General features: G+C 62.0%; 17 protein-coding genes and 1 pseudogene. 6 read left to right on the top strand and 12 right to left on the bottom strand.

Annotated elements, in window-relative coordinates; genetic code table 11:
• Positions 1–173: 173 nt before the first annotated feature.
• The 7 genes and pseudogenes from cobA to EQV97_RS23615 all read right to left on the bottom strand — a co-directional run bounded on the left by cobA (position 174) and on the right by EQV97_RS23615 (position 10,309).
• Positions 174–932: a uroporphyrinogen-III C-methyltransferase gene (gene cobA / locus EQV97_RS23585; protein WP_240890162.1), complete on the bottom strand. Its 759-nt coding sequence runs from the start codon at positions 930–932 to the stop codon at positions 174–176.
• Positions 933–945: 13 nt separating this feature from the next.
• Positions 946–3,660 carry a nitrate reductase gene (locus EQV97_RS23590; protein WP_240890163.1) on the bottom strand — a complete coding sequence of 905 codons (2,715 nt, stop codon included), beginning with the start codon at positions 3,658–3,660 and terminating at the stop codon, positions 946–948.
• Between the two features lie 32 nt (positions 3,661–3,692).
• Positions 3,693–4,892: pseudogene (locus tag EQV97_RS23595) on the bottom strand (FAD-dependent oxidoreductase); the annotation flags it as partial.
• A gap of 368 nt (positions 4,893–5,260) precedes the next feature.
• A complete protein-coding gene (locus EQV97_RS23600; protein WP_240890164.1) occupies positions 5,261–6,931 on the bottom strand; it encodes a bifunctional protein-serine/threonine kinase/phosphatase in 1,671 nt (556 codons plus the stop codon).
• Between the two features lie 7 nt (positions 6,932–6,938).
• On the bottom strand, positions 6,939–8,150 hold the full coding sequence (locus EQV97_RS23605; RefSeq protein WP_122838096.1) for a nitrate/nitrite transporter: 1,212 nt from the start codon (positions 8,148–8,150) through the stop codon (positions 6,939–6,941).
• A 356-nt stretch (positions 8,151–8,506) separates the two neighbouring features.
• Positions 8,507–9,082, bottom strand: coding sequence for an ANTAR domain-containing protein (locus tag EQV97_RS23610; RefSeq protein WP_240890165.1), 576 nt, complete (start codon positions 9,080–9,082; stop codon positions 8,507–8,509).
• A gap of 15 nt (positions 9,083–9,097) precedes the next feature.
• Complete coding sequence (locus EQV97_RS23615; protein WP_240890166.1) at positions 9,098–10,309, bottom strand: CmpA/NrtA family ABC transporter substrate-binding protein; 1,212 nt, start codon at positions 10,307–10,309, stop codon at positions 9,098–9,100.
• A gap of 370 nt (positions 10,310–10,679) precedes the next feature.
• Here EQV97_RS23615 and EQV97_RS23620 point away from each other — a divergent pair, with 370 nt between their 5' ends.
• A complete protein-coding gene (locus EQV97_RS23620; RefSeq protein WP_240890167.1) occupies positions 10,680–11,039 on the top strand; it encodes a winged helix-turn-helix domain-containing protein in 360 nt (119 codons plus the stop codon).
• A gap of 75 nt (positions 11,040–11,114) precedes the next feature.
• A complete protein-coding gene (locus EQV97_RS23625) occupies positions 11,115–12,134 on the top strand; it encodes a quinone-dependent dihydroorotate dehydrogenase (RefSeq protein WP_240890168.1) in 1,020 nt (339 codons plus the stop codon).
• Between the two features lie 174 nt (positions 12,135–12,308).
• On the opposite strand, the gene EQV97_RS23630 is transcribed toward EQV97_RS23625, so the two are convergent.
• On the bottom strand, positions 12,309–12,524 hold the full coding sequence (locus EQV97_RS23630) for a ribosome modulation factor (protein WP_003223300.1): 216 nt from the start codon (positions 12,522–12,524) through the stop codon (positions 12,309–12,311).
• Positions 12,525–13,053: 529 nt separating this feature from the next.
• Here EQV97_RS23630 and rlmKL point away from each other — a divergent pair.
• The gene (rlmKL, locus tag EQV97_RS23635) at positions 13,054–15,324 is read left to right on the top strand and encodes a bifunctional 23S rRNA (guanine(2069)-N(7))-methyltransferase RlmK/23S rRNA (guanine(2445)-N(2))-methyltransferase RlmL (RefSeq protein WP_240890169.1); all 2,271 of its coding nucleotides are present in this window, start codon (positions 13,054–13,056) and stop codon (positions 15,322–15,324) included.
• A 222-nt stretch (positions 15,325–15,546) separates the two neighbouring features.
• A complete protein-coding gene (locus tag EQV97_RS23640; protein ID WP_240890170.1) occupies positions 15,547–17,937 on the top strand; it encodes a diguanylate cyclase in 2,391 nt (796 codons plus the stop codon).
• Positions 17,938–18,071: 134 nt separating this feature from the next.
• On the opposite strand, the gene dacB is transcribed toward EQV97_RS23640, so the two are convergent.
• Positions 18,072–19,532 carry a D-alanyl-D-alanine carboxypeptidase/D-alanyl-D-alanine-endopeptidase gene (gene dacB / locus EQV97_RS23645; RefSeq protein ID WP_122838102.1) on the bottom strand — a complete coding sequence of 487 codons (1,461 nt, stop codon included), beginning with the start codon at positions 19,530–19,532 and terminating at the stop codon, positions 18,072–18,074.
• Between the two features lie 233 nt (positions 19,533–19,765).
• Here dacB and EQV97_RS23650 point away from each other — a divergent pair, with 233 nt between their 5' ends.
• Entirely contained in the window at positions 19,766–20,110 is a 345-nt protein-coding gene (locus tag EQV97_RS23650; RefSeq protein WP_007896965.1) for a YggL family protein, read from the top strand.
• A gap of 57 nt (positions 20,111–20,167) precedes the next feature.
• Here the strand turns inward: EQV97_RS23650 and EQV97_RS23655 are convergent, their stop codons facing one another.
• Positions 20,168–21,358 (bottom strand): benzoate/H(+) symporter BenE family transporter, encoded by a 1,191-nt coding sequence (locus tag EQV97_RS23655; protein ID WP_045060297.1) that lies wholly within the window; start codon positions 21,356–21,358, stop codon positions 20,168–20,170.
• Between the two features lie 272 nt (positions 21,359–21,630).
• Here EQV97_RS23655 and EQV97_RS23660 point away from each other — a divergent pair, with 272 nt between their 5' ends.
• Positions 21,631–22,395, top strand: a complete 765-nt coding sequence (locus tag EQV97_RS23660) for a GntR family transcriptional regulator (RefSeq protein ID WP_045060296.1) — start codon at positions 21,631–21,633, stop codon at positions 22,393–22,395.
• Positions 22,396–22,644: 249 nt separating this feature from the next.
• On the opposite strand, the gene guaD is transcribed toward EQV97_RS23660, so the two are convergent.
• Both guaD and xdhC read right to left on the bottom strand, forming a co-directional pair.
• Complete coding sequence (guaD, locus tag EQV97_RS23665; RefSeq protein WP_122838104.1) at positions 22,645–23,949, bottom strand: guanine deaminase; 1,305 nt, start codon at positions 23,947–23,949, stop codon at positions 22,645–22,647.
• 9 nt (positions 23,950–23,958) lie between these two features.
• Entirely contained in the window at positions 23,959–24,804 is an 846-nt protein-coding gene (gene xdhC, locus EQV97_RS23670; RefSeq protein WP_240890171.1) for a xanthine dehydrogenase accessory protein XdhC, read from the bottom strand.
• Between the last annotated feature and the right edge of the window lie 355 nt (positions 24,805–25,159).

Consider the following 25,159-nt stretch of genomic DNA (forward strand, 5'->3'; position numbering starts at 1 on the left):
GGCTTAGGCCGGGCTTTTCTTTGCCTGCGATTTGGGTTTTATCCGGATTTTGCGATGGCCCTAAAAGATCGCTGCCTTCGGCAGCTCTCACGGGATCGTCCGCCCGCGGCCCGAACCTTCGGCAGCTCCTGCAGGATCGGGTTACCACAGGGGCATTGTGGGCGCCGCGGCGTTTACATGGATGTACGCTGGGGCCTGTAGGAGCTGCCGCAGGCTGCGATCTTTTGATCTTTGGCCACAGCCCCAATCACCAGAATCGCCGGGCTTTTCAATTCAAACGCACTCGCATCCTGTTCCATGTCGTTCAGGTCGCTGCGGCATTCGCGCTGATGCGCCAGGGAGGCGTTTTCGATCATGGCCACCGGCGTATCCAGGGCCATGCCCCCGGCAAGCAGTTGCTCACGGATCTCACTCAGCTTCGCCACGCCCATGTACACCACCAGGGTAGTGCCCCCCTGTGCCAGCGCCTGCCAATTCAGGCTGCTGCCATCCTGGGTATGCGCCGTCACCAGCGTTACTCCGCGCGCAACCCCGCGCAGGGTCAGGGGAATATCGCACTGCGTTGCCCCAGCCAGTCCGGCCGTAATGCCGTTTACCAACTCAACCTCCACCCCACGCTCGCGCAGCCACTGCGCTTCCTCACCGCCGCGGCCGAAAATGCACGGGTCACCGCCCTTGAGCCGCACTACACATTTGCCCTGGCGCGCATACCGCAGCATCAGGCGATGGATGAACGCCTGTGGCGTGGAGCGACAGCCGCCGCGCTTGCCCACGGCGATGATTCGCGCATGGGGGCAATGTTCCAGCACGGCGTCATTGACCAGGTCGTCGATCAGCACCACATCCGCTTCGCCCATGGCGCGCACTGCTTTGAGGGTCAACAATTCCGGGTCACCAGGGCCTGCACCCACCAGCCAGACTTTTGCGCTCATCGTATTTTCCTCATCAGATAATGGCGACTGGCTGAGCCGTGGCGGCCAGCATTCGCTTGATTTCCGGGACGCACGAACCGCACTGCGTGCCGCAACCCAATTCCTGTTTAAGACCCAGCAAGTCCAGGCCTCGACTGATTCCCGCGCAAACCGCGTTGTGGCTGACATTGCGGCAGTTGCACAGGGTTTTGTTGCCGGTGCCAATGGCGGCGCCGTCGCCGGGTGGTGCACTCAAGGGGGCGAGCATCCAGCGCCGCAGTGGTTCATCGGCGCGCCCTTCGAGCCACAGGTTGTGCAGCCAGTGCTGGGCCAGGGTTTCCCCGGCCAGGCGGATGGCGGTGATCCTGCCGTGTTCGATGCGTACGCGTTTGCCGATCGAGCGGCGCACGTCCTCGTAGGCCAGCACCGGCCCTTCATCCACGCCCAGGCACTGGTCGATGTCGCGCAATAACTGGGCGTCGGGCGCCGAGGCGCTGGCAGCGCGTATAAGCAGCGCCGGGCGCTCACGGCCAGTGAGGCTCAGGCTGGCGTAGGAAAATTCCTCACAGAGGGGGCGCAGGCGCTCCAGTTGCTGTTGAACGTTGCCTTCGACCAGGGCAAACAGCCGCCACGGCAGGTTTATCGGCTCCAGTCGCACGCCGCTGTGCTTGAGTTCGGGCTGCTTCGACAGGGGGTCAAAGGCCGGTTGGGTCAGCGTATTGACCCCGCCTTTGAGGAACCGGTCGCCCCAGTGCATGGGCAAAAACGCCTGGCCGGGCCGGACGTTTTCGTCACGCGTCACCGGCAGCACTACCGCGCCACGGCGACTTTGCAGGCTGACCAGGTCGCCGGACTGCAAGCGATGGCGGCGTAGCTCATCCGGGTGCAGGCTCAACACCGCTTCACTGACGTGACCGAACAGCTGCGCAGCGGTGCCGGTGCGGCTCATGCCGTGCCATTGATCGCGCAGGCGCCCGGTGATCAGGGTCAGGGGAAACCGCGCATCCCGTTGTTCCCTGGCCGCTCGATAGGGGTCGGCAATGAAGTGCGCGCGGCCGTTGGCGGTGGGGAATATTCCGTCACCGTACAGGCGCGGGGTACCTTGGCTGGCGCCGGGCGGGAAGGGCCATTGTTGCGGGCCGATCCGGTCGATCAAGGCATGGCTGAGCCCGGAAAGGTCCAGGTCGCGGCCTCGGGTCAGCTCCTTGTACTCATCAAAGATCTGCGCCGGCGTGTCGAGGGCAAACAGGCTGGCGTGCTCTGGACGCAGATGTTTTTCCAGGCGCTGTGCGAAATCCACCGTGATGGCCCAGTCCGGCCGTGCCTCGCCAGGGGCGATGACAGCCTGGCGCACGTGGGAAATGCGCCGCTCGGAGTTGGTCACAGTGCCCTCTTTTTCACCCCAGCTCGCGGCGGGTAGCAGCAGATCGGCAAAGGCTGCGGTTTCAGTGGTGCGAAAGGCTTCCTGCAACACCACGAATGGGCATGCCTGCAGGGCCTCGCGCACGGCGTTCTGGTCAGGCATCGATTGCGCGGGGTTGGTGCAGGCGATCCACAAGGCCTTGATACGGCCGCTGCGCACCTGTTCGAACAACTCGATGGCGCTCAATCCGGTGGTGTGCGGCAGTTGCTCAACACCCCAGTAGGCCGCCACTTCCTCACGATGATCGGCATTGGCGGCATCACGATGGCCCGGCAGCAGGTTCGACAGGCTGCCGGTTTCGCGGCCGCCCATGGCATTGGGCTGACCGGTCAGCGAGAAAGGTCCTGCGCCTGGGCGGCCAATTTGCCCGGTGGCCAGGTGCAGATTGATCAGCGCGCTGTTCTTGGCGCTGCCGGCCGTGGACTGGTTGAGCCCCATGCACCACAACGACAGAAAAGTCGGTGAGGTGCCGATCCACTGCGCGCACTGCTGCAGCTGTTGGACACTGATCCCGCACAGTTGCGAGACCCTCTGCGGGCTGTAGTCGCGCACCAGGCTTTTCAGCTCTGGCAGCCCCTGGGTATGCGCGTCGATAAAGCCATGATCAACCTGGTCCGCCAACAGCAACAGGTGCAGGATTCCGTGGAACAGGGCGACATCGGTGCCCGGCAGTATCGCCAGGTGCAGGTCGGCGAGGTCACAGGTGTCGGTGCGGCGCGGGTCGATAACGATGACTTTCATCTGCGGTCGGCGGGATCTGGCCTCTTCCAGCCGCCGGAAAAGTACCGGGTGGGCGTAGGCCATGTTGCTGCCGACGATCATCACGCAATCGCTCGACTCCAGGTCTTCGTAGCTGCACGGCGGGGCGTCCGCGCCGAGGCTGCGCTTGTAGCCGACCACCGCCGAAGACATGCACAGGCGTGAGTTGCTGTCGATGTTGTTGGTGCCCACCAGCGCCCGCGCCAGTTTGTTGAAACTGTAGTAATCCTCGGTCAGCAATTGGCCGGAGATGTAGAACGCCACACTGTCCGAGCCGTGTTCGGCGATGGTGCGGGCGAATACGCTGGCGGCGTGATCCAGGGCGGTGTCCCAGTCCGTACGGCCGCGGGCCAGGGTTTTGCCCAGGCGCAGTTCCGGATAGAGCGCCCGTGCCGCAAGGTCGCCTGTCAGGTGCAGGGTCGAGCCCTTGCTGCACAACTTGCCGAAGTTGGCGGGGTGGGCCGGATCGCCGCTGACGCCGAGAATGCGCTCGCCGTCATGTTCGATCAGCACACCGCAGCCGACCCCGCAGTAACAGCAGGTTGAAGCGGTGATCTGCCGGTCCATCAGCTTGCTTCCCGCAGGGCCGGCAAGCAGGCGTCGCCGAACATCAGGTGGTCACGGATTGGCTCAATGTCGTGGTTCTCCCGGATCTGGCGGACATACCAGCCGCCGTCTGCGGTATCGCCGTACAGGCAGGCGCCGACGAGGATGTCGTCCTTGATCACCAGTTTTTTGTAGATCCCGCTAATCGGGTCCGACAGGGTGATGGTCTCGGTACCTTCACCGCCCATGAAGTCGCCAGCGGAGAACAGGTCGATGCCGGTGACCTTCAGTTTGGTCGAGGTCACCGAACCCTTGTAGGTGGCGAAACCCAGCTGGGCCAGGTGGTTGGCGCAGACCTTGGCCTGTTCGAACAGGGGCGCGACCAGGCCGTAGGCGATGCCGCGGTGGCTGGCACATTCGCCAATCGCGTAGATGCGCGGGTCGTAGGTTTGCAGCGTGTCGTTGACCAGGATCCCGCGACTGCAGGGAAGGCCGGATTTCTCCGCCAGTTCGGTGCGGGGCCGAATACCGGCGGCCATCACCACCAGGTCGGCCGGGATCACGTCGCCATTGTTGAATTGCACCGAGCCGACCCGGCCATTGCCGGCATCGTGTAGCGAGTGGGTTTGTTCGCGCAGGCGAAAGTGCAGGCCGCGACCTTCCAGGGCGGTCTGCAGCAGCTGGCCGCTGGTCTTGTCCAGCTGTCGATCCAGCAGCCATTCGCCTATGTGCACCACGGTGACGTGCATGCCGCGCAGCATCAGGCCGTTGGCCGCTTCAAGGCCGAGCAGGCCGCCGCCGATGACCACGGCATGGGTGTGGGTCCTGGCGGTGTTGATCATCGCCTGGGTGTCGGCGATGTCGCGGTAGCCGATCACGCCCTGCAGCGTGTTGCCCGGAATCGGCAGGATGAACGGCGTCGAGCCGGTGGCAATCAGCAGGCGGTCGTACTCGGCTTCGGTGCCGTCATCGGCGATCACCCGGCGCCTGATCCGGTCGATCTGCACCACTTTGCGGTTAAGCAGCAGCTTGATGTTGTTGTCGAGGTACCAGTCCAGGTCGTTGAGCACGATCTCTTCGAACGTCTGCTCGCCCGCCAGTACCGGCGACAGCAGGATGCGGTTGTAGTTGGTATGGGGTTCGGCGCCGAAGACGGTGATGTCGTACAGGTCGTTGCTCAGCTTGAGCAATTCCTCCAGGGTGCGAACCCCGGCCATGCCGTTGCCGATCATCACCAGTTTTAATTTGTTCATCAGGTTCTCCGGGAGCTGGGACCCGCCGCATCTGGGCGTCTCAGGTCGTACTTGAACATTTCGCGCAAACAAAAAAAGGCGTCCCGCCAGTTGCCTGGCGGGGACGCCTTTGTCCTTGTCCCGTTCTATCGGGAAGCGCAGCCCTCTTCGTTGAGGGTGAGCTTTATGTCTGTTGGGAGAGTTAATGCAGTGGTTGTGCCAAGTCTGGAAGGCGGCACAATTGATGTCTCTCAGGTGGTATTTGAAGGCTGGCAGTGCCGTTCCTGCACTGAATCGAAGCGTGACGCCCTCTGTTGGAGCCTGTTCCTCATGGGCCAGTGAAGATCCCCTGTGGGAGCGAGCCTGCTCGCGATGGGCGCTCCCCGGTACTAACCATGAAAAACCAAAACCAGCAGCACCATATTCACCACCAGCGACACCAACGCCATGGTCCGCCACACCTTCAACGGTTCGCGCTCCAGCAAAGGTCGCGGTCGCACGCTCAAGCTGTGTCGCTCGCCCTGTTCCAGGAGCAGCAACCATTCTTCCGCCGTCTCAAATCGATTCGCCGGATCAGCCGCAACGGCCCGCTCCAGGCTCTGCGCGATCCACTCCGGCAGGTCCGGGCGGTAGCGACTGGCACTCACCGGCACAGCAAAGCGCGGGCGCTGGAATGCTTCGATTTCGCCGTGGGGGTAGTGCCCGGTCAACAGGAAGTACAGGGTCACGCCGACCGCGTAGAGGTCCTGTTGCAGGGTGGGTGGCGCGCCGCCAAAAGCTTCCGGCGCGATGTAGCTCGGGGTGCCGGGCAGGGCGCACGGCTGGTCTTCGGACAGGCCCGGGCAATAGACCAGGCCAAAATCCAGCAGGCGCAACTCGCCGTCGTCCCCCAGCAGCAGGTTCTCCGGCTTGATGTCGCGATGCAGAATCTGCCGGCGATGCAGCATGCCGACTGCGCGCAAAAGGCGTTCGGCCAGGTACAGCCATTGAGCCAGCGGCAGCGGTCCGACGTCGGCATAGAGTGCCGCCAGGGTCGAACCGGAATATTCACGCATCACGTAGTACAAATGTTGACGCTGACTGGCGGGATGGACTTCAGGAAAATGCCGTCCGGCAACGCGCTTGAGAAACCATTCCTCTGCCAGCAATGCCTGCCCGGCCTGGTGATCGTCGTGCAGGCGCGCGGGCAGGGTTTTCAGCAACCAGGGTTGCTGCTGCCCGTCATGCACCCGGTACAGCAGCGACTGCTGGCTTTGTCCTAGTATCGTGTCGACTTGCCAGCCCTCGAACAGCTGCCCCGGCTTTAGCGCTGGCGGCAGCGGCCATTGCTGCAAATGCACCAGGGCATCGCCGATGCTTGATTCTCCCAGGGCATCCACCCGCACCAGTAGTGCACTGGCATTGTCCTGGCTGCCCGCCAGGTGCGCGGCACTGACCAGGGTTTGCGCGGCACTGTGCAGATCCGGTTGATCGCGCAGGATTGCCGCGATCGCCGTATCGCCCAATACCGCCCAGACGCCGTCGCTGAGCAGCACAAAGCTCTCGTCCAGGCGTAACTCGCCATCGAGGAAGTCCAGCACCAGATGTTGATCCAGGCCCACCGCACGCTTGAGCACGTGCTGCATGCCGGGCTGATCCCAGACGTGGTCCTCGCTGATGCGCTGCAATTGGCCGCAATGCCAGCGATACACCCGGCAATCGCCGACGTGCGCCAGGGTGAAGCGCCGGCCGCGCACGACCAGGGCGCTGACGGTGGTCAGCAGCGGCTGCCCGCCGCCATTGGCCTGCAGCCAGCGGTTCTGCGCCAGCAGCAGGCGATCGAGGGCCTGGGCGACCGCCCAGGTTTCCGGCGTCGCGTAGTAATCCTGCGCCAGCGCCTGCAAGGTCGAGCGGGCTGCGAGCCCGCCGTCGGCGCATTGACTGACGCCATCGGCAATCGCGAACAGATAGCCTTTGCTCGCGGCCAGCGCCGGAGCGGGCGTGACCAGGCGCAGGGCGTCCTGGTTTTCCTCGCGCGGGCCGATGGCGCTGGCTTCAGCGAAACTCAGCTGCAGGCTCATTGCCGGTTCAGACCCGTGCAGCGGTGACGGCAGCAGAGCCCCAGGTGGTTCTCCAGCGACGTTTCACGCCATGCAGGCCGAACCAGGCGAGCACGCCCAGGCTGGCGAACAACCACAACGCCAGCTGGTAGCTGCCGGTGCTTTGCTTGATGGCGCCCATGCCGGCTGCCAGGGCAAAGCCGCCAATGCCGCCCGCCATGCCGATCAACCCGGTCATCACGCCGATTTCCCGGCGAAAACGCTGTGGGACCAGTTGGAACACCGCGCCATTACCTGCCCCCAAACCGAGCATGGTGCACACGAAAAGCGCCAGGGCAGCGTAGGAACTTGGCAGGTTGAAACCGACTGCCGCGATACACACGGCTGCCACGGTATACATCCCCAGCAGCGTGCGAATCCCGCCGAAACGGTCGGCCAGCGCACCACCCAAAGGCCGCATCAGGCTGCCGCCAAACACGCAGGCGGCGGTGTAGTAACCGGCGGTGACCGGGCTCAGTCCGTATTGGTCGTTGAAGTAGCCGGGCAGGGCGCTCGCCAGGCCGATGAAGCCGCCAAACGTTACGCTGTAGAAGAACATGAACCACCAGCTGTCGCGATCGCCCAGGGCCTTGAAGTAGTCGGTGACCGATTTGGCTTTTGGCCGCTCCGGGGCGTTTTTGGCCAACCAGGTGAAGACAATGAGCGTCAGGATCAACGGGATCAGGGCGAAGCCGAATACGTTGCTCCAGCCGAACGCCGCCGCCAGGACCGGGGCGATCAATGCGGCCAGCACCGTGCCGGAATTACCTGCCCCCGCAATGCCCATTGCCTTGCCTTGATGTTGCGGCGGATACCACTGCGATGCCAGCGGCAGGGCCACGGCGAACGACGCGCCGGCCATGCCGAGGAACAGCCCCAGCAGCAATGCTTGTTCGTAGCTGTGGATGCCGTGCTTCCAGGCCACGAACAAGGCACAGATGACAATCACCTGGCCAATGATCCCGGCGGTTTTCGGCGATAGGCGATCGGCCAGCATGCCCATGATGAAGCGCAGTATTGCCCCGGCCAGAATCGGCGTGGCAACCACCAGGCCGCGCTGCTGGGTGGTCAGCTGCAGGTCCGTGGCTATTTGTACGGCCAGTGGGCCGAGCAGGTACCAGACCATGAAGCTCAGGTCGAAATAGAGGAACGCCGCGAACAAAGTCGGGGTATGACCGGATTTCCAGAAGCTTGAATTCATCGCGCACCTCAGCTGTGAAGAGTCTCGAGTGGGAACCGTGAGCTAGCAGATGGGGCGCCTTGACGGCCGCACCACCGACCCCGTGCCATGGGGCCAAAACGAAAAAACGCCGCTACCGGATTTGCCAGGGCAAATGGGGTGAGCGACGTCTTTGTCGTAGGTGGGGCAACCGCCGTTGGTTACCTGTGGTGATTACGTTGCCAGATTTGTGCCAACCACTGAAACCGAGGTGCTCCCATCGCGGGCAAGACCGCTCCCACAGGGTGTTGGTGGTGGACGCAGCATTTGTGTACGGCAGACATCTCTGTGGGAGCCGGGCTTGCCCGCGATGGCGTCCGCGGGGCCAGCACAACGCCTCAGCCCAGCAACTCACTCATCGCAATAATCTGCTCCGCCACCTGAATCAGCTTCTGCTGCCGGCTCATCGCCTGGCGGCGCATCAGGGTGTAGGCCTCTTCCTCGTTGCAGTCTTTCATCCTCATCAACAACCCCTTGGCCAGCTCGATGCGCTTGCGTTCCGCCAGTTGCTGGTCGCGGGCATGCAATTGAGCGCGCAGGGCCTGGTCGCTCTCGAAACGCGCCATGGCCACGTCGAGAATCGGCTGCAGGCGCTGTGCGTGAATGCCTTCGACAATGTAGGCACTGACCCCGGACTTGATCGCCTGGCGCATCACGACCGGGTCATGCTCGTCGGTGAACATCACGATCGGCCTGGGCTGATCACGGCTCACCAGCACCACTTGCTCCATGACATCGCGGCTGGGTGACTCGGTATCGATCAGGATCACGTCCGGGCGCACCGTTTCGACGCGTGCGGGCAAGTCGATGGTCAGGCCGGACTCGTCGATCACCTCGAAGCCGGCTTCGGTCAAGGCGGCCTTGAGGCGTCCGACTTTCTTCGCCGTGTCGTTGATCAGCAGGATACGCAACATGTTCGCAGTCTCCTGTCAGCGGCTGGCGAGTAGGGCAGAGGCGTCGTGCAGGGCATGCAGCTTGAAACTGCGTGCATACCCGGCCGGGTCCGAGCCGTCCCAGACCTTGCCGTCGATCAACTGGCTGCGGCGCATGTCTGCGGGCTGGCTGGCAACTCCCACGGCGCTGGCGGCTTCGCGGTACAGGTCCAGTTGCTGAACCTGTCGGGCGACCGCCAGATAATCCGGATCGTCGCGCAGCAACCCCCAGCGACGAAATTGGGTCATGAACCACAGGCCATCGGACAGATAAGGCAAATTGACCTCGCCATCCCCGTGGAAGCGCAGGGCATGCGGGTCTTGCCAGCGATTGCCGAGCCCGTCGGCGTAGTCGCCCAGCAGCCGCGGTTCGATGCAATCGAGCGGCGCATCCAGGTATTGCGCAGCACTGAGCAGCTGGGCGGTGCTGCGACGGTTCTCGCTACTGGCTTCAATAAAACGACTGGCCTCGAGAATCGCCATGACCAGAGCGCGGGCGGTATTGGGGTACTGCTCGACGAAGGCGCGGGTGCAGCCCAGGACTTTTTCCGGGTGATCGGGCCAGATTGCCTGGGTGGTCGCCAGGGTGAAGCCGAGATTCTGTTTCACTGCACTGGCGGACCACGGCTCGCCCACGCAGAAACCGTCGATGCGCCCCGCCTGCAGGTGCGCGACCATCTGCGGCGGCGGCACCACCACGCTGTCGACATCCTGCAGCGGATGGATACCCTGGCTGGCCAGCCAGTAGTACAACCACATGGCGTGGGTGCCGGTGGGGAATGTCTGGGCAAACGTCAGCCGTGGGCGACTTTGGTGCACGTGGCGATCCAGTGCCTCAGGACTGGTCACGCCAAGTGCCTGCAAACCCGGGGAGAGGTTGATGCTCTGGCCATTCTGGTTCAGGCCCATCAGCACCGCCATGTCGGTGGCGGCGACGCCGCCTATGCCAAGGTGCACCGCATACACCAGGCCATACAGGCTGTGGGCGGCATCCAGTTCACCGCTGACCAGTTTGTCCCGCAGGCTGGCCCAGGACGACTGGCGCTTGAGGTTCAGGGTCAGGCCGTAAGGCTGGGCAAAGCCCTGGGTGGCGGCGACGACCACGGAGGCGCAGTCGCTCAGGGCCATGAAGCCGAGATTGATTTCGGTTTTTTCCGGGGCATCGCTGCCATTGACCCAGGCCAACGGGCCGGCGGAGGGTTCGTTCATCGACTGTGCACCTTAAAAAAAAGACGTCGCCACCGGTCCATGCGCGAGCAGAGCCGGGTGGCGACGCCATTGTCCTTGCGCTCATGTCCGACGGTGGTCCGAGCACTGATGTGAGTTGGGCTGCAAGGCATATGCCACCGGCCATCAGCTTTTCATCAGGATTCAAGCCGCCACCTCATCCATCCTCCCGCGATCATCCAATCCACCCTCCGACCGTGAGGGGTATCGGTGGTTAAAAATCCTACAAGCTGGATCGACATTTCCCCAGGTTGGTAAGCCTGGAGTCCTATGAAAGGCGCCTGCCCGACTCTCTATTGTCGCGCCATTCATCGTTGAGCCGGGCAGCGCACAGGCATAGGGAGTTGCGAACATGAACAGCGCCATTGATCATTACCCGTCCGAGTCATTCATGTTTGACCGGTGGCGGCTGCAGAGTGACGGCACCCTGCTGCACGCGGGCAGGGTCGTACACGTTCCGCCAAAAGAATTATGCGTGCTTCGCTTGTTGCTCGGTTCGGCCGGTTTGGTGGTCAGCAAGGATCAACTGCTGGGCGCGGTCTGGCCCGGGACCGATGCAGCCGAGGAGTCCTTGACCCGCTGCATCTACGTGTTGCGCAAGCTGTTGAAGGAGGACCGGGACTTCATCACCACCGTTTATGGCCAGGGGTATCGATTCGACTGCGCCGTGGTCGGGCCTGCTGTGCGAACCGAGCTGACGAACTCGATTTAACCGGTCTCTCGCACGCCAGCCTCCACCCCGGCTATAATCGGCGCCACTTTTCGCCGCCCAGAGTCAAAGCCGCCCATGTACACCCTGGCCCGTCAGCTGTTGTTCAAACTTTCCCCGGAAACCTCCCACGATCTGTCCCTGGACCTGATCGGCGCGGGCGGACGCCTGGGGCTCAACGGCATGTTGTGCAAGGCGCCGGCGAAAAAGCCGGTGACCGTCATGGGCCTGGATTTTCCAAATCCCGTAGGCCTGGCAGCGGGCCTGGACAAGAATGGCGCGGCCATCGACGGTTTTGCCCAGCTGGGTTTCGGTTTCGTCGAAATCGGCACCGTGACTCCGCGGCCGCAACCGGGCAATCCGAAACCACGGATTTTCCGTCTGCCGGAAGCCGAGGCCATCATCAATCGTATGGGCTTCAACAACCTTGGCGTCGATCACCTGCTGGCCCGGGTGGCTGCGGCGAAGTACAAGGGCGTGCTGGGCATCAATATCGGCAAGAACTTCGATACGCCCGTCGAGCGCGCCGTGGACGATTACCTAATCTGCCTGGACAAGGTGTATGCCCACGCCAGCTATGTCACGGTTAACGTCAGTTCGCCGAACACGCCAGGGCTGCGCAGCCTGCAATTTGGTGATTCGCTCAAGCAATTGCTCGCCGACCTGGCCACCCGCCGTGCGGAACTGGCCTTGCGTCACGGCAGACATGTGCCGCTGGCGATCAAGATTGCCCCGGACATGACCGACGAAGAAACCGCCCAGGTCGCCCAGGCCCTGGTTGAAACCGGCATGGACGCCGTCATCGCCACCAACACCACCCTGAGTCGCGTTGGCGTCGAAGGCATGGAGTATGGGGACGAGGCAGGCGGCTTGTCGGGTGCCCCGGTGCGGGAGAAGAGCACCCATACGGTCAAGGTGCTGGCAGCTGAACTGGCAGGGCGCCTGCCGATCATCGCCGCGGGCGGGATCACCGAAGGCAAGCACGCCGCCGAGAAAATTACTGCAGGGGCGAGCCTGGTGCAGATCTACTCCGGTTTCATCTACAAGGGCCCGGCGTTGATTCGCGAGTGCGTGGACGCCATCGCCGCCCTGAGATAACCCCCATGGCCCGGTGATTCCAGCCAATGCGGGCTGCGCTTTGGCGGGAAAGCAGCCATAAAAAAGGGCTCCTCGAAGGAGCCCCTGGGCCGAAGCCCGCCGCCCGGATGGGGCGTGCGTGGTTAATTGATGCAGTGTTCAGATTGTCGTGTCGGAGTGTTAGGCCCTGTAAAATTAGCCGACGGCGTGAAGTTCGTTGAGTCTGTGGATTCCCGCAGTGCCGGTCATACCGTCCCAGTTGTCGCCGCGTCCTTCTCGCCAGCCGTTAATCCAGGCTTGACGTACCGACGGTAGAGTAAATGGGCAAAGCTCACGGGATTTGCCACCAACGCCATATTGATATCCGCGCAAAAATGCTCTTTCCAACGGATCACGCTTAAGTCTTCTCATAGGGTGTTGCCCTCACTTGTTGACTGTATTTATCGCGTTGACCTCAATTGAGGTCTGGCAGAAATAACCTGCCGTTGGCGGCTCGCTGCCGGCGTCGCGAGCCAAGTTGTTGACGTCGTTGCGGCGTCAACCTGTGTTGAGTTCTAACCAATGCGTCACATCGAGGGAATGATCGTTTTGTCATAAGGACGTAACCATTAAGGTGGTATGGCCATAAGTAACATGATATTTGCCAGCGTTTGTTGGTCAAACCCCGGTATGATCGGCACCCCGCAGGATGATGACGTTAATCCCTTGCTGAGAATGCCTCGCGTTGAGCGAGCGCATTATTCGACGAAGGGTCGAGTTATGACATTTTGTTGCACCAACTTTTTTACCTGTCTTTGCATCTAAGCTCCTTTGCACCGAGCAGCAAGGATGGGTCGGCACACCTTCGTGCCACGCGGGCGTTCTTTTTGAAAAGCGCCTGATTGAAAACCGGACCGGCAATGCGTTGCCCGTTCACTCAGCTAAAGGTTCTGGAATTCCCATGTCCGATCGTTTCGAACTCTTCCTCACTTGCCCAAAAGGCCTTGAAGGCCTGCTCATCGAGGAAGCCGTCGGGCTTGGCCTTGAGGAAGCGCGTGAGCACACCTCTGCCGTGCGCGGCATGGCAACCATGGAAACCGCCTACCGCCTGTGCCTGTGGTCGCGCCTCGCGAACCGGGTGCTGCTGGTGCTCAAGCGTTTCCCGATGAAGGACGCCGAAGATCTCTACCACGGTGTGCTCGACATCGAATGGCAGGACCACATGCTCAGCGACGGCACCCTGGCCGTCGAGTTCAGTGGCCATGGCTCGGGCATTGATAACACCCATTTCGGCGCGTTGAAGGTCAAGGACGCCATCGTCGACAAGTTGCGCACCCCCCAAGGCGACCGTCCGTCGATTGATAAACTCAACCCCGACCTGCGCATTCACCTGCGCCTGGACCGCGGCGAAGCGATTCTGTCGCTCGACCTGTCCGGCCACAGCTTGCACCAGCGCGGTTACCGCCTGCAGCAGGGTGCGGCACCGCTGAAGGAAAACCTCGCGGCGGCGATCCTGATCCGTTCCGGCTGGCCACGTATTGCTGCCGACGGCGGCGCCCTGGCTGACCCGATGTGTGGCGTGGGCACCTTCCTGGTCGAAGCGGCGATGATCGCCGCCGACATGGCCCCCAACCTGCGTCGCGAGCAGTGGGGCTTCACCGCCTGGCTGGGCCACGTTCCGGCGCTGTGGAAAAAACTTCACGAAGAAGCCACCGAGCGTTGCGCCGCCGGCCTAGCCAAGCCGCCGCTGTGGATTCGCGGTTACGAAGCGGACCCGCGCCTGATTCAGCCTGGTCGCAATAACGTTGAACGGGCTGGCCTGAGCGAGTGGATCAAGATCTACCAGGGCGAAGTCGGCACCTTTGAACCGCGTCCGGACCAGAACCAGAAAGGCCTGGTCATCTGCAACCCGCCGTACGGCGAACGTCTGGGCGATGAGGCGAGCCTGCTCTATCTCTACCAGAACCTTGGCGAGCGCCTGCGTCAGGCCTGCCTGAACTGGGAAGCGGCGGTGTTCACCGGCGCGCCGGACCTGGGCAAGCGCATGGGTATCCGCAGCCACAAGCAGTATTCGTTCTGGAACGGCGCCTTGCCGTGCAAGCTGCTGCTGATCAAGGTCACCCCGGACCAGTTCGTGACTGGCGAGCGTCGCACCCCGGAACAACGCCAGGTCGAGCGCGAGCAGGCTGAAGTCCAGGTCGAAGGCAACGACGTCGCGCCAGGCAAGTACGAGAAGTACAACAAGAACGGCAACCCGATCAAACCGGCGCCGGTGGTGATCGAGCAGCCGCGCTTGAGCGAGGGCGGGCAGATGTTCGCCAACCGCCTGCAGAAAAACCTCAAGGCCCTGAGCAAGTGGGTCAAGCGTGAAGGCATCGACTGCTACCGCGTCTACGATGCCGACATGCCGGAATATTCCATGGCCATCGACCTGTATCAGGATTGGGTCCACGTCCAGGAATACGCCGCGCCAAAATCCATCGACCCGGAAAAAGCCTCGGCGCGCATGTTCGATGCCCTGGCGGCGATACCCCAGGCGTTGAACGTCGACAAGAGCCGCGTCGTGGTCAAGCGTCGCGAGCGCCAGAGCGGCACCAAGCAATACGAGCGCCAGGCCGCGCAGGGCAAGTTCGTCGAGGTCAACGAAGGCGGCGTCAAGCTGCTGGTGAACCTCACCGATTACCTGGACACCGGTCTGTTCCTCGACCACCGGCCGATGCGTATGCGCATTCAGCAGGAGGCGGCAGGCAAGCGCTTCCTCAACCTGTACTGCTACACCGCGACGGCCAGTGTGCAAGCAGCCAAGGGTGGCGCACGCAGCACCACCAGCGTCGACCTGTCGAAAACCTACCTGGACTGGGCGCGGCGCAACCTGTCGCTGAACGGCTTCTCCGACAAGAACCGCCTGGAGCAGGGCGATGTGATGGTCTGGCTGGACGCCTGCCGTGACGAGTACGACCTGATCTTCATCGACCCGCCGACGTTCTCCAACTCCAAGCGCATGGAAGGGATCTTCGACGTGCAACGTGACCAGGTGCAATTGATCGACCTGGCCATGGCGCGCCTGGCACCGGGTGGTGTGCTGTACTTCTCCAACAACTTCCGCAAGTTCGAGCTCGAGCCCAACCTGAGCGAGCGCTACGCAGTCGAGGAGATCACCGCCAAGACCATCGACCCGGACTTCGCCCGTAACGGCAAGATCCACCGCGCCTGGAAAATCATGGCGCGTTAAGCGTCCAACATCCCCCGGACGGCCCTGGGTGTCTTCGAATATTCCAGGGTGTCCCGCATGTCTTGGGATGTCCAGGGATGTCCTGTGGGAGCAAGCTCTGCTCCTACAGACGGCGGGCTACACAGTCTCTTCTACAGTGCTGGTCAAATTAGTGGCTAATAGCTATAACTCAACCCAGGGCCAGTGGGTTTTCCCGGCACTTGGCGTTTTGAGTCTGCCTATATGTCGCTGCACGTCATGCGCCCAAAGATCCTGGGGTTTATCAGTGAACACGTTTCGGCCTGGCTGGTCGCGCTGCTGGTATTGCTCGTGGGCGGGGTTTTTACCGGCTTGCTCGCCTGGTCGACACAAAACCTGTTCCACCATCAATTACGGCAACGTTTCCAGCTGCTGGCCAGTGAACGCTACAGCCGTATCGAAGAACGTTTCGAAGACCAGGAGCAGCGCCTCGACGGGCTGCGCCGGTTCTTTGCCAATTCCGGTTCGGTGTCCCGCGAGGAATTCGACGGGTATGCCAAACCACTTTTGCATCGCACCCAGGCTTACTCCTGGGCCCCACGCATATCCCGGTCTGAACGGGCGGCGCTTGAGCAAACCGCGCATCAGCAGGGCCTGAGCGAATTCAGCGTGCGCGACATGGATGCCGCAGGCAATCTGCAGATTGCCCCTGAACGCGACGAGTACGCCCCGGTGCTGTACACACAGAGCCAAAGTCGTCTCCCCACGCCGCTGGGCTTCGACTTGCTCGCCCAGCCTCAGCGCCGGGCGACGCTGGAGCGGGCTGATGCCCTCGGCGGCCTGGCGGTGTCGCAACCCCTTTACCTGGTGGGCATCGAACCCACTTATGCCCGCGGAATCCTGCTGGTGGCCCCCGTCAGCCGCCAGCCACAACCGGGGGCACTGCCCGAAGGCTACGTCATGGCCGTGATCAGCATGCGCCAACTGCTAGCGGATGGATTACCCGAGGAGACCCACGATTTTCTCTCGGTACGCATCCTGGACCTGTCCACCGCTGACCAGCATGAGGTGCTCTACGAATCGAGCAACACTCCCGCCGAAAGCGAGCTGTCCTCGACCCAACTGATTCGCCTGGCTGACCACGAGTATCAGGTCGAGATGCGCCCCAGCGTCGCGTTCACCCAGGCCAACCATTCCTCCCTCAGCAGCCTTGCAGCACTCGGCGGCATGCTCAGCCTGCTGCTCAGCGCCTTGCTGTACGTGCTGGTGAGCCAGCGGCAACGGGCGCTGAAAATGGTCGAGCAGCGGACCCAGGAGCTGCGCGCCCGCGAGCAGGAATTGCGCGGCACCCATGGCCAGTTGCGCGGCGTGCTGGACGCCGCGACGCAGGTGGCGATCATTGCCACGGACCTGCGCGGGGTCATCACCACTTTTAATGCGGGCGCCGAGCACATGCTCGGCTACACCAACGCCGAGGTGGTGGGCTGCATGACCCTGGAGAACCTGCACCTGCCCCGGGAGCTCCAGGCTCGCTCGGCGGAACTCAGTGCGCGCTATGGCAAGCCGATTCCAACCTGCCAGGCGATGCTGGTCGAAGGCGGCGAGGAGGGAGGCCACGAAGCGCGGGAATGGACGCTGGTGCGCAGCGACGGCAGTCACCTGGCAGTGAACATGCTGGCCACGCCAGTGCTCGACGAGCAGGGGCTTTGGGTTGGGCACCTGGCGATCTGCATCGATATCACCGAGCGCAAGCGGGTCCACGAGGCCCTGGCGGCACGGGATCTGTTGCTGAAGAAACTCAGCGCCCATGTGCCGGGCGGCATTTATCAATTCAAGATGGAGTTCGATGGGCGTTTCAGCGTGATCTACGCCAGCGACGGGATCCGCGAGATCTACGAACTCGAGCCCGACGTGCTGTTGCTTAACGCCGAGGCGATCTTCACGCGCATTCATCCACAGGACACCACCCGGGTGCGCGCCTCGATCCGGGCGTCAGCGGACACCCTCAGCCCGTGGCGCGAGGAATATCGCGTGCAGCTGCCCATCCGCGGGTTGCGCTGGGTGCGTGGCGAGGCTACCCCTGAGGAACTGCCGGGTGGCGGGGTACTGTGGCACGGCTACATCTCCGACATTTCCGACCTCAAGCGCGTGGAAGAGGAGTTGCGGGCGCTGTCGGTGACGGACTCGCTGACCGGGATTCACAACCGCCGCTACTTCCAGGAACGCCTGACCACGGAAATGGCCCGGGTCGAGCGCGGTGGCGGTGAATTGTCGGTCATCATGCTCGATATCGACCACTTCAAGCGCATCAATGACCAGCATGGTCACGCGGTGGGCGACCGGGTGCTGCAGGCGGTGTGTGAGCGCATCGGTGATCGGCTGCGGCGCACTGATGTGTTCTGTCGTCTGGGTGGCGAAGAGTTCATGGTGCTGTGCCCGGACATCAGCGGCGAGCACGCACACGTGCTGGCGCTGCAACTGTGGGAGGCGCTGCGCATGTCGCCGATCGATGGCGTAGGCACAGTGACCGCAAGCTTCGGGATTGCCAGCTGGCGAGCCGGTGAGGGCGCGGATGCGCTGTTATTGCGGGCGGATTCGGGGGTGTATGCGGCGAAGCAGGGGGGGCGGGATCGGGTTGAGGCGGAGATGAGTTAGGGTGGTTTGAAAAGATCGCAGCCTCGTTGCACTCGACAGCTCCTACACAGCTCCTAAAGGTTGCTATGCAAATAACCCTGTAGGAGCTGCCGAGTGAAACGAGGCTGCGATCTCTTGATCTTGATCTTGATCGATTACAAAACCGAAGCAGTCTGAGGCAGTTTCGGCTGGCGATACAGGTCCAGCAGCACCTGGTCCAGTACCGACGACGCACCAAACGGCGCTTTATCGTTGAGGATCGCCACCACCGCCCAGGTATTGCCGTTGACGTCGCGGCTGAAGCCGGAAATCGCTCGCACGGTGTTCAGGGTGCCGGTCTTGACGTGGGCTTCGCCGCGCATCGCCGTGGTCTTCAGGCGTTTGCGCATGGTGCCATCGGTACCGGCAATCGGCATCGAACTGATGAACTCGGCGGCATACGGGCTGCGCCATGCGGCCTGCAGCATCGCCGCCATTTCACGGGCACTCACGCGCTCGGCGCGAGACAGGCCGGAGCCGTTCTCCATGACCAGGTGCGGCGCGGTAATGCCTTTTTTCGCCAGCCATTGACGCACCACGCGCTGGGCCGCCTTGGCGTCATCGCCGTCGGCGTCGGTGCGATAACGTTGACCGAGGCTCAGGAACAGCTGCTGGGCCATGGTGTTGTTACTGTACTTGTTGATGTCGCGGATGATTTCCGCCAGGTCCGGCGAGTAGGCCCGGGCCAGCAACTTGGCGCCGCTTGGCGTCGCAGCCAACACGTCCTTGCCCTGGATGCTGCCGCCCAGTTCCTTCCAGATCGCCCGCACGGCGCCTGCGGTGTAGGTCGCGTGGTCAAGCAGCGACAGGTAGGTCTGCGAGCTGCAGCCTTCACCCAGCTGGCCGCCAACCGTCACGGTCACGCTGCCATCGGGCTGGGTCACGGGGTTGTAACGTACGCCACCGGTGCATTGTTTGGAATTGATGGCCTTGACCTGGTTTTCGATGCGAATCGACGCAATGGGCGGCTCGACCGACACCAGCACCCGGCCATTGTCGTTACGCGCGACAAAGCGCAGCGCCTTGAGGTTGACCAGCAGCGAATCCGGTTTGACCAGGAACGGCTTGTTGTTGTCATTGCCGTCGTCGTTGAACTCGGGCAGCTGCGGCTGGGTGAAGAAGTTGCGGTCCAGCACCAGGTCGCCGGTGATCTGGGTCACGCCATTGGCGCGCAGGTCACGCATCAGCAGCCAGAGTTTTTCCATGTTCAGCTTCGGGTCGCCGCCGCCCTTGAGGTAGAGGTTGCCGTTGAGGATGCCGCCGCTCAGGGTGCCATCGGTGTAGAACTCGGTTTTCCACTGGTGATTCGGGCCGAGCATTTCCAGGGCTGCGTAGGTGGTGACCAGTTTCATGGTCGAGGCCGGGTTGACCGAGACGTCGGCGTTGAAGATGGTCGGCGTGCCCGGGCCATTGAGCGGGATCAGCACCAGGGACAGGGCGTTGTCCTGCAGCTTGCTGGCCTTGAGGGCTTTTTCGACGTTGGGGGTCAGGGCAGTGTTGATGGGGGCTGCGTTGACGGGAAAGGCCAATGGAAGAAGCAAGCCGGCCAGCAACAATGGACGCAAAGATTTGATCATGTGAAATAGAACCCTGCGGTCGAGGGGGAAAAAACGAGGGCATGAAGATAAATTCCCTCAGTGGTCATGAAAGTGTCGGCATTATGCCCCAAGGTTTATCCGCATGTGCCGTGAGCGGGGCACCTAATCCGCTATTTTTTTACCAGCGGTAGGCCGCGCTTCCCATAGAGACGGGCAATTGGCGGCTTAAACTGCTAAAGTGCCGCCCGTTATTACTTATGAGGATTGTTCCAATGGCGACTAACCGTTCCCAGCGTCTGCGCAAAAAATTGTGCGTCGATGAATTTCAAGAGCTGGGTTTCGAGCTGAACCTGGATTTCAAAGAAGATTTGGCTGATGAAGCCATTGATGCTTTCCTCGACGCGTTCCTGAAAGAAGCCATGGAAGCCAACGGCCTGGGCTATGTTGGCGGCGACGACTTCGGTCTGGTATGCCTGCAGAAACGTGGCTCGGTGTCCGAAGAGCAACGTGCAGCCGTTGAAGCCTGGCTCAAGGGCCGCAGCGAACTGACCGAAGCGACTGTCAGCCCGCTGATCGACGTCTGGTACCCGGAAAAGCCGATTAATCCGGTAGCTTGATGTCATGAAAAACGGCGACCCAAGGGTCGCCGTTTTTTTATGCGATCTTTTAGCATTTCAGGCTTTACGCCAATTCAAGATCACCAGCGTCAACACCCCCGCCACAATCCCCCAAAACGCCGAGCCTATGGAAAACAGTGTCAGCCCCGACGCCGTGACCATGAAGGTGATCAGCGCCGCTTCGCGCTCCTTGACCTCGGTCATGGCAATGCTCAAGCCATTGATGATCGACCCGAACAACGCCAGCGCCGCAATCGACAGCACCAGCTCCTTGGGCAATGCTGCAAACAGTGCCGCCAGCGTGGCGCCGAATACCCCGGCAATGCCGTAGAAAATCCCGCACCACACCGCCGCCGTGTAACGCTTGTTGCGATCTTCATGGGCATGCGGCCCGGTGCAGATGGCCGCGCTGATGGCCGCCAGGTTGATGCCGTGGGAGCCGAAGGGCGCCAGCAGCAACGAGGCGATGCCCGTGGTGGTGATCAGCGGCGAAGCCGGCACGTTGTAGCCGTCGGCGCGCAGCACGGCGATGCCTGGCATGTTCTGCGAGGTCATCGCCACCACGAACAGCGGGATGCCGATGCTGATGGTGGCGGCCAGGGAAAAGTGCGGGGTGGTCCAGACCGGCGTGGCAATTTCCAGGTGAAAGGCGCTGAAATCCAGCAGCCCCATGAATCCCGAGAGTGCGGTGCCGATCAACAGCGCGGCCAACACCGCGTAGCGCGGTGACAGGCGCTTGATCACCAGGTAAGTGAAGAACATGCCCAGCACCAGCGCGGTGCGATGCTGCGCGGCGACGAAGATCTCACTGCCGATCTTGAACAGAATGCCCGCCAGCAGTGCGGCGGCGAGGGAAGCCGGGATCTTTTTCACCAGGCGTTCGAAGCTGCCGGTCAGGCCGCAGATCGTCACCAGCAACGCGCAGGTGATGTAGGCGCCAATGGCTTCGCCGTAGCTGACGCCGCCCAGGCTGGTGATCAGCAAGGCCGCGCCGGGGGTCGACCAGGCGATGGTGATCGGCGTGCGATAGCGCAAGGACAAGCCGATGGAGCACACCGCCATGCCGATCGAGATCGCCCAGATCCACGACGAAATCTGCCCGCTGCTCAGGCCCGCTGCCTGGCCGGCCTGGAACATCAGCACCAGGGAGCTGGTGTAGCCGGTCATCATGGCGATAAAGCCGGCGACGATGGCCGATGGCGAGGTATCGGCCAGTGGGCGGAGCTGCGTGTGCGTGGCGTCGTTCATGACGGGGTGTTCCTTATTGCCTACGAAATTATCCAAAGCCCAGCGACCGCTCCTACGGGGATCGCATTCCGGCTGCGGATTCTGCGATCAAGCCTAAACTCAAAAGTAACCGATCGTTGCAATACAGCGGCGCCAACAAACAGCCATACAGTCGTGTTGCCACCATCCATTGTGTACAATCGCGGTGTTTTTTACGCGATACTTGCCAGCGACCCACTGTGCCGTATTACAGTCACGGTCTATTCGCCGCAGTTCTCCCGACTCGAGTGCCCATGAACGAACAGTTGCAGCCCCTCAAGAAACAACCGCGAGCAGGCAAAGCCGGCCGCAGCGGAACCCAGGACGATATTGTCTACGCGCATATCTTCGAGGCCATCCTCGAGCAGCGCCTGGCGCCCGGCACCAAGTTGAGCGAAGAAGCGCTGGGGGAAATTTTCGGGGTCAGTCGTACCATCATCCGTCGCGCGCTGTCGCGCCTGGCCCATGAAGGCGTGGTGCTGCTGCGCCCGAACCGCGGTGCCGTGGTCGCCAGCCCAAGCGTCGAGGAAGCTCGCCAGGTGTTCCTGGCGCGGCGTCTGGTCGAGCGCGCTATCACCGAGCTGGCGGTACAACATGCCACGGCCGAGCAAATCGCCGAGTTGCGCCAGATGGTCAACGACGAGCGTGACAGTTTCTCCCGAGGTGATCGCGGTGCCGGTATTCGTTTGTCGGGCGAGTTCCACCTGAAGCTGGCCGAAGCGGCGAAGAATGCCCCGCTGATCAGCTTCCAGCGCAGCCTGGTGTCGCAGACCTCGCTGATCATTGCCCAGTACGAAAGCGGCAATCGCTCCCACTGTTCGTATGACGAACACACCCAGCTGATCGACGCCATCGAGGCGCGCAATGGCGAGCTGGCAGTGGATTTGATGATGCACCACATGGATCACATCGACAGCAAGCTCAATCTCGACGAGGAAAGTGCGTCGGATGATCTGCATGCGGTGTTCTCGCATTTGTTGCAGACCAAGAAGCCGGGGCGGCCTGCGGCGAAAATCTGATCTTCGTGGTGCGCCTATCGCCAGCAGGCTGGCTCCCACAGGGTTTGAGGTCGCACGCAAATCTTGTGAACCCCACAAATACCTCTAGGAGCCAGCAGGCTGGCTCCCACAGGGTTTGAGGTCGCACGCAAAAACTTGTAAACCCCACAAATACCTGTGGGAGCCAGCCTGCTGGCGATAGCGGCAGGACAGGCAATAAAAATCCCCCGGGCTGAAAAGCGCCGGGGGATTTTTTATGCATGCAATTTTCTACCGCTGATGCACCTGAGTCCCCGCCGCATATGTCTGCAGCACCGTGCGGTCATCCCCCAGGGTCATCAGCACAAACAACGTCTCGGCAATGTTGTTGGCCTGTTTCAAGCGGTAGCTCAGCAGCGGTGTGGCGTTGTAATCCAGCACCAGGAAATCGGCGTCGGTGCCGGGCTTGAGCGTGCCGATCTTGTCTTCCAGGCGCAGCGCACGAGCGCCGCCCAAGGTGGCCAGGTACAGCGACTTGAACGGGCTCAGCCGCGCGCCTTGCAGCTGCATCACCTTGTAAGCCTCGTTCAGCGTCTGCAACAGCGAGAAGCTGGTGCCGCCGCCAACGTCCGTCCCCAGGCCCACGTTCAACTTGTGTTTTTCAGCCATCGGCAGGTTGAACAGGCCGCTGCCGAGGAAGAAGTTCGACGTCGGGCAGAAGGCGATGGCCGAACCGGTCTCAGCCAGCCGCGCGCACTCGTCGTCGCACAGGTGCACGCCATGAGCGAACACCGAACGCTCGCCCAGCAGTTGGTAATGGTCGTAGACGTCGAGGTAGCCCTTGCGCTCCGGGAACAGCTCCTTGACCCACTCGACTTCCTTGAGGTTTTCGCTGATGTGGGTCTGCATGTACAGGTCAGGGTATTCGCCGAGCAACTGGCCGGCGAGGGTCAGTTGCTCCGGGGTGCTGGTCGGTGCAAAGCGTGGCGTCACCGCGTAGTGCAGGCGACCCTTGCCGTGCCAGCGCTCGATCAGCGTCTTGCTTTCGACATAGCTGGATTCGGCAGTGTCGGTCAGGTAGTCCGGGGCATTGCGGTCCATCATCACTTTGCCGGCGATCATGCGCAGGTCCAGCTGCTCGGCGGCTTCGAAGAACGAGTTCACCGACTGCGGATGCACGCTGCCAAATACCAGGGCGGTGGTGGTGCCGTTGCGCAGCAGTTCCTTGATGAAAATGTCCGCGACTTCGTCGGCGTGGGCCTTGTCGGCGAACTGGCTTTCGCAGGGGAAGGTGTAGGTATTAAGCCAGTCCAGCAACTGCTCGCCGTAGGCACCGACCATGCCGGTTTGCGGGAAGTGGATGTGGGTATCGATGAAACCTGGGGTGATCAGGGCGTCCTGATAATGGTTGATCTCGATGTCCGCCGGCAGGGTCGGCAGCAGGTCGCTGGCGTGGCCAAGGGCGCTGATCTGGCCGTTGTCCACCACCAGCAGGCCGTCTTCGAAATACTCATAGGAAGCTTCGATGCCAACTTCGGCGGGGTCGGCGATGCTGTGCAAAATGGCGGCGCGGTAGGCTTTGCGAGTCAAAGGCATGTGTATTTCTCAACTGGAGGCTTGGCTGCGACGTGAAGCGGGCAGCAGTTTGGCAATCGATGATCCGGCGCTGGCAGTCTGCTGGCCGAAACTGGCGTTGTACGTGGCGATGATTTCGCCGGCGATGGAGATGGCAATTTCCACAGGCAGTTTGCCTTTGACTTCGCCAATGCCCATCGGGCAGCGCATGCGTTGCAGCACGGCGCTGTCGAAGCCGCGGTCGCGCAGGCGGTGTTCGAATTTCACCCGTTTGGTCTTCGAACCGATCAGGCCGAAGTAGGTGAAATCGTTGCGCTTGAGCAAGGCGGCGGTGAGTTCAAGGTCGAGCTGGTGGTTGTGGGTCATGACGATGCAGTAACTGCCAGCGGGCAGGTTATCGATTTCATCCACAGGCTCTTCGCTGACGATCTTGCGCACGCCGTGGGGGATCTGCTCGGGGAATTCCGATTCCCGCGAGTCGATCCAGCGCACCCGGCAGGGCAGGCTGGCAAGCAGTGGCACCAGCGCGCGGCCGACATGGCCGGCACCGAACACGGCGATCTGGGCCTGCACCTGGCCCATCGGCTCGAACAGCAACACCGTCACGCCGCCGCAGCACTGGCCCAGGCTGGCGCCCAGGCTGAAGCGCTCCAGGTGGGTGTCCTGCCGGCCGCTGGCGAGCATCTCCCGGGCGATCTGCATGGCCTTGTATTCCAGGTGCCCGCCACCGATGGTGTCGAAGGACTGGTTGGCGCTGATGACCATTTTCGAGCCAGCGTTACGCGGAGTCGAGCCGAGTTCTTCGATGATGGTGACCAGCATACAGGGCTCACCCTGGTGTTGCAGGTCGGCGAGGGCGTCGATCCAGTTGTACATGTTTCACCTCAAACTCTTTGGTGTCTGTTCGACCGTCATCGCTAGCAAGCTAGCTCCCACAGGTTTTTCTGGTGTTCACAAAATCTGGATTCAGTACAGAATCCTGTCTGAGCCAGCCTGCTGGCTAAATCGCTAGCAGGCTAGCTCCCACAGGTTTTTCTGTTGTTCACAAAATCTGGATTCAGTACAGAATCCTGTCTGAGCCAGCCTCCTGGCTAAATCGCTAGCAAGCTAGCTCCCACAGATTTTTCTGTTGTTCACAAAATCTGGATTCAGTACAGAATCCTGTCTGAGCCAGCCTGCTGGCTAAATCGCTAGCAGGCTAGCTCCCACAGTTTTTCTGGTGTTCACAAAA

It is taken from the genome of Pseudomonas sp. TMW22090 (assembly GCF_022496665.1).
Classification (GTDB): Bacteria; Pseudomonadota; Gammaproteobacteria; order Pseudomonadales; family Pseudomonadaceae; genus Aquipseudomonas; species Aquipseudomonas gregormendelii.

Excerpts from the sequence above, each read along its gene's own strand:
- EQV97_RS23650 (WP_007896965.1), top strand. The coding sequence starts at position 19,766 with ATGGCGACTAACCGTTCCCAGCGTCTGCGCAAAAAATTGTGCGTCGAT.
- EQV97_RS23615 (WP_240890166.1), bottom strand. The coding sequence starts at position 10,309 with ATGAACGAACCCTCCGCCGGCCCGTTGGCCTGGGTCAATGGCAGCGAT.
- EQV97_RS23655 (WP_045060297.1), bottom strand. The coding sequence starts at position 21,358 with ATGAACGACGCCACGCACACGCAGCTCCGCCCACTGGCCGATACCTCG.
- guaD (WP_122838104.1), bottom strand. The coding sequence starts at position 23,949 with ATGCCTTTGACTCGCAAAGCCTACCGCGCCGCCATTTTGCACAGCATC.
- dacB (WP_122838102.1), bottom strand. The coding sequence starts at position 19,532 with ATGATCAAATCTTTGCGTCCATTGTTGCTGGCCGGCTTGCTTCTTCCA.
- EQV97_RS23590 (WP_240890163.1), bottom strand. The coding sequence starts at position 3,660 with ATGGACCGGCAGATCACCGCTTCAACCTGCTGTTACTGCGGGGTCGGC.
- cobA (WP_240890162.1), bottom strand. The coding sequence starts at position 932 with ATGAGCGCAAAAGTCTGGCTGGTGGGTGCAGGCCCTGGTGACCCGGAA.
- EQV97_RS23625 (WP_240890168.1), top strand. The coding sequence starts at position 11,115 with ATGTACACCCTGGCCCGTCAGCTGTTGTTCAAACTTTCCCCGGAAACC.
- EQV97_RS23600 (WP_240890164.1), bottom strand. The coding sequence starts at position 6,931 with ATGAGCCTGCAGCTGAGTTTCGCTGAAGCCAGCGCCATCGGCCCGCGC.
- EQV97_RS23640 (WP_240890170.1), top strand. The coding sequence starts at position 15,547 with ATGTCGCTGCACGTCATGCGCCCAAAGATCCTGGGGTTTATCAGTGAA.
- EQV97_RS23620 (WP_240890167.1), top strand. The coding sequence starts at position 10,680 with ATGAACAGCGCCATTGATCATTACCCGTCCGAGTCATTCATGTTTGAC.
- EQV97_RS23630 (WP_003223300.1), bottom strand. The coding sequence starts at position 12,524 with ATGAGAAGACTTAAGCGTGATCCGTTGGAAAGAGCATTTTTGCGCGGA.
- EQV97_RS23605 (WP_122838096.1), bottom strand. The coding sequence starts at position 8,150 with ATGAATTCAAGCTTCTGGAAATCCGGTCATACCCCGACTTTGTTCGCG.
- rlmKL (WP_240890169.1), top strand. The coding sequence starts at position 13,054 with ATGTCCGATCGTTTCGAACTCTTCCTCACTTGCCCAAAAGGCCTTGAA.
- EQV97_RS23660 (WP_045060296.1), top strand. The coding sequence starts at position 21,631 with ATGAACGAACAGTTGCAGCCCCTCAAGAAACAACCGCGAGCAGGCAAA.
- xdhC (WP_240890171.1), bottom strand. The coding sequence starts at position 24,804 with ATGTACAACTGGATCGACGCCCTCGCCGACCTGCAACACCAGGGTGAG.
- EQV97_RS23610 (WP_240890165.1), bottom strand. The coding sequence starts at position 9,082 with ATGTTGCGTATCCTGCTGATCAACGACACGGCGAAGAAAGTCGGACGC.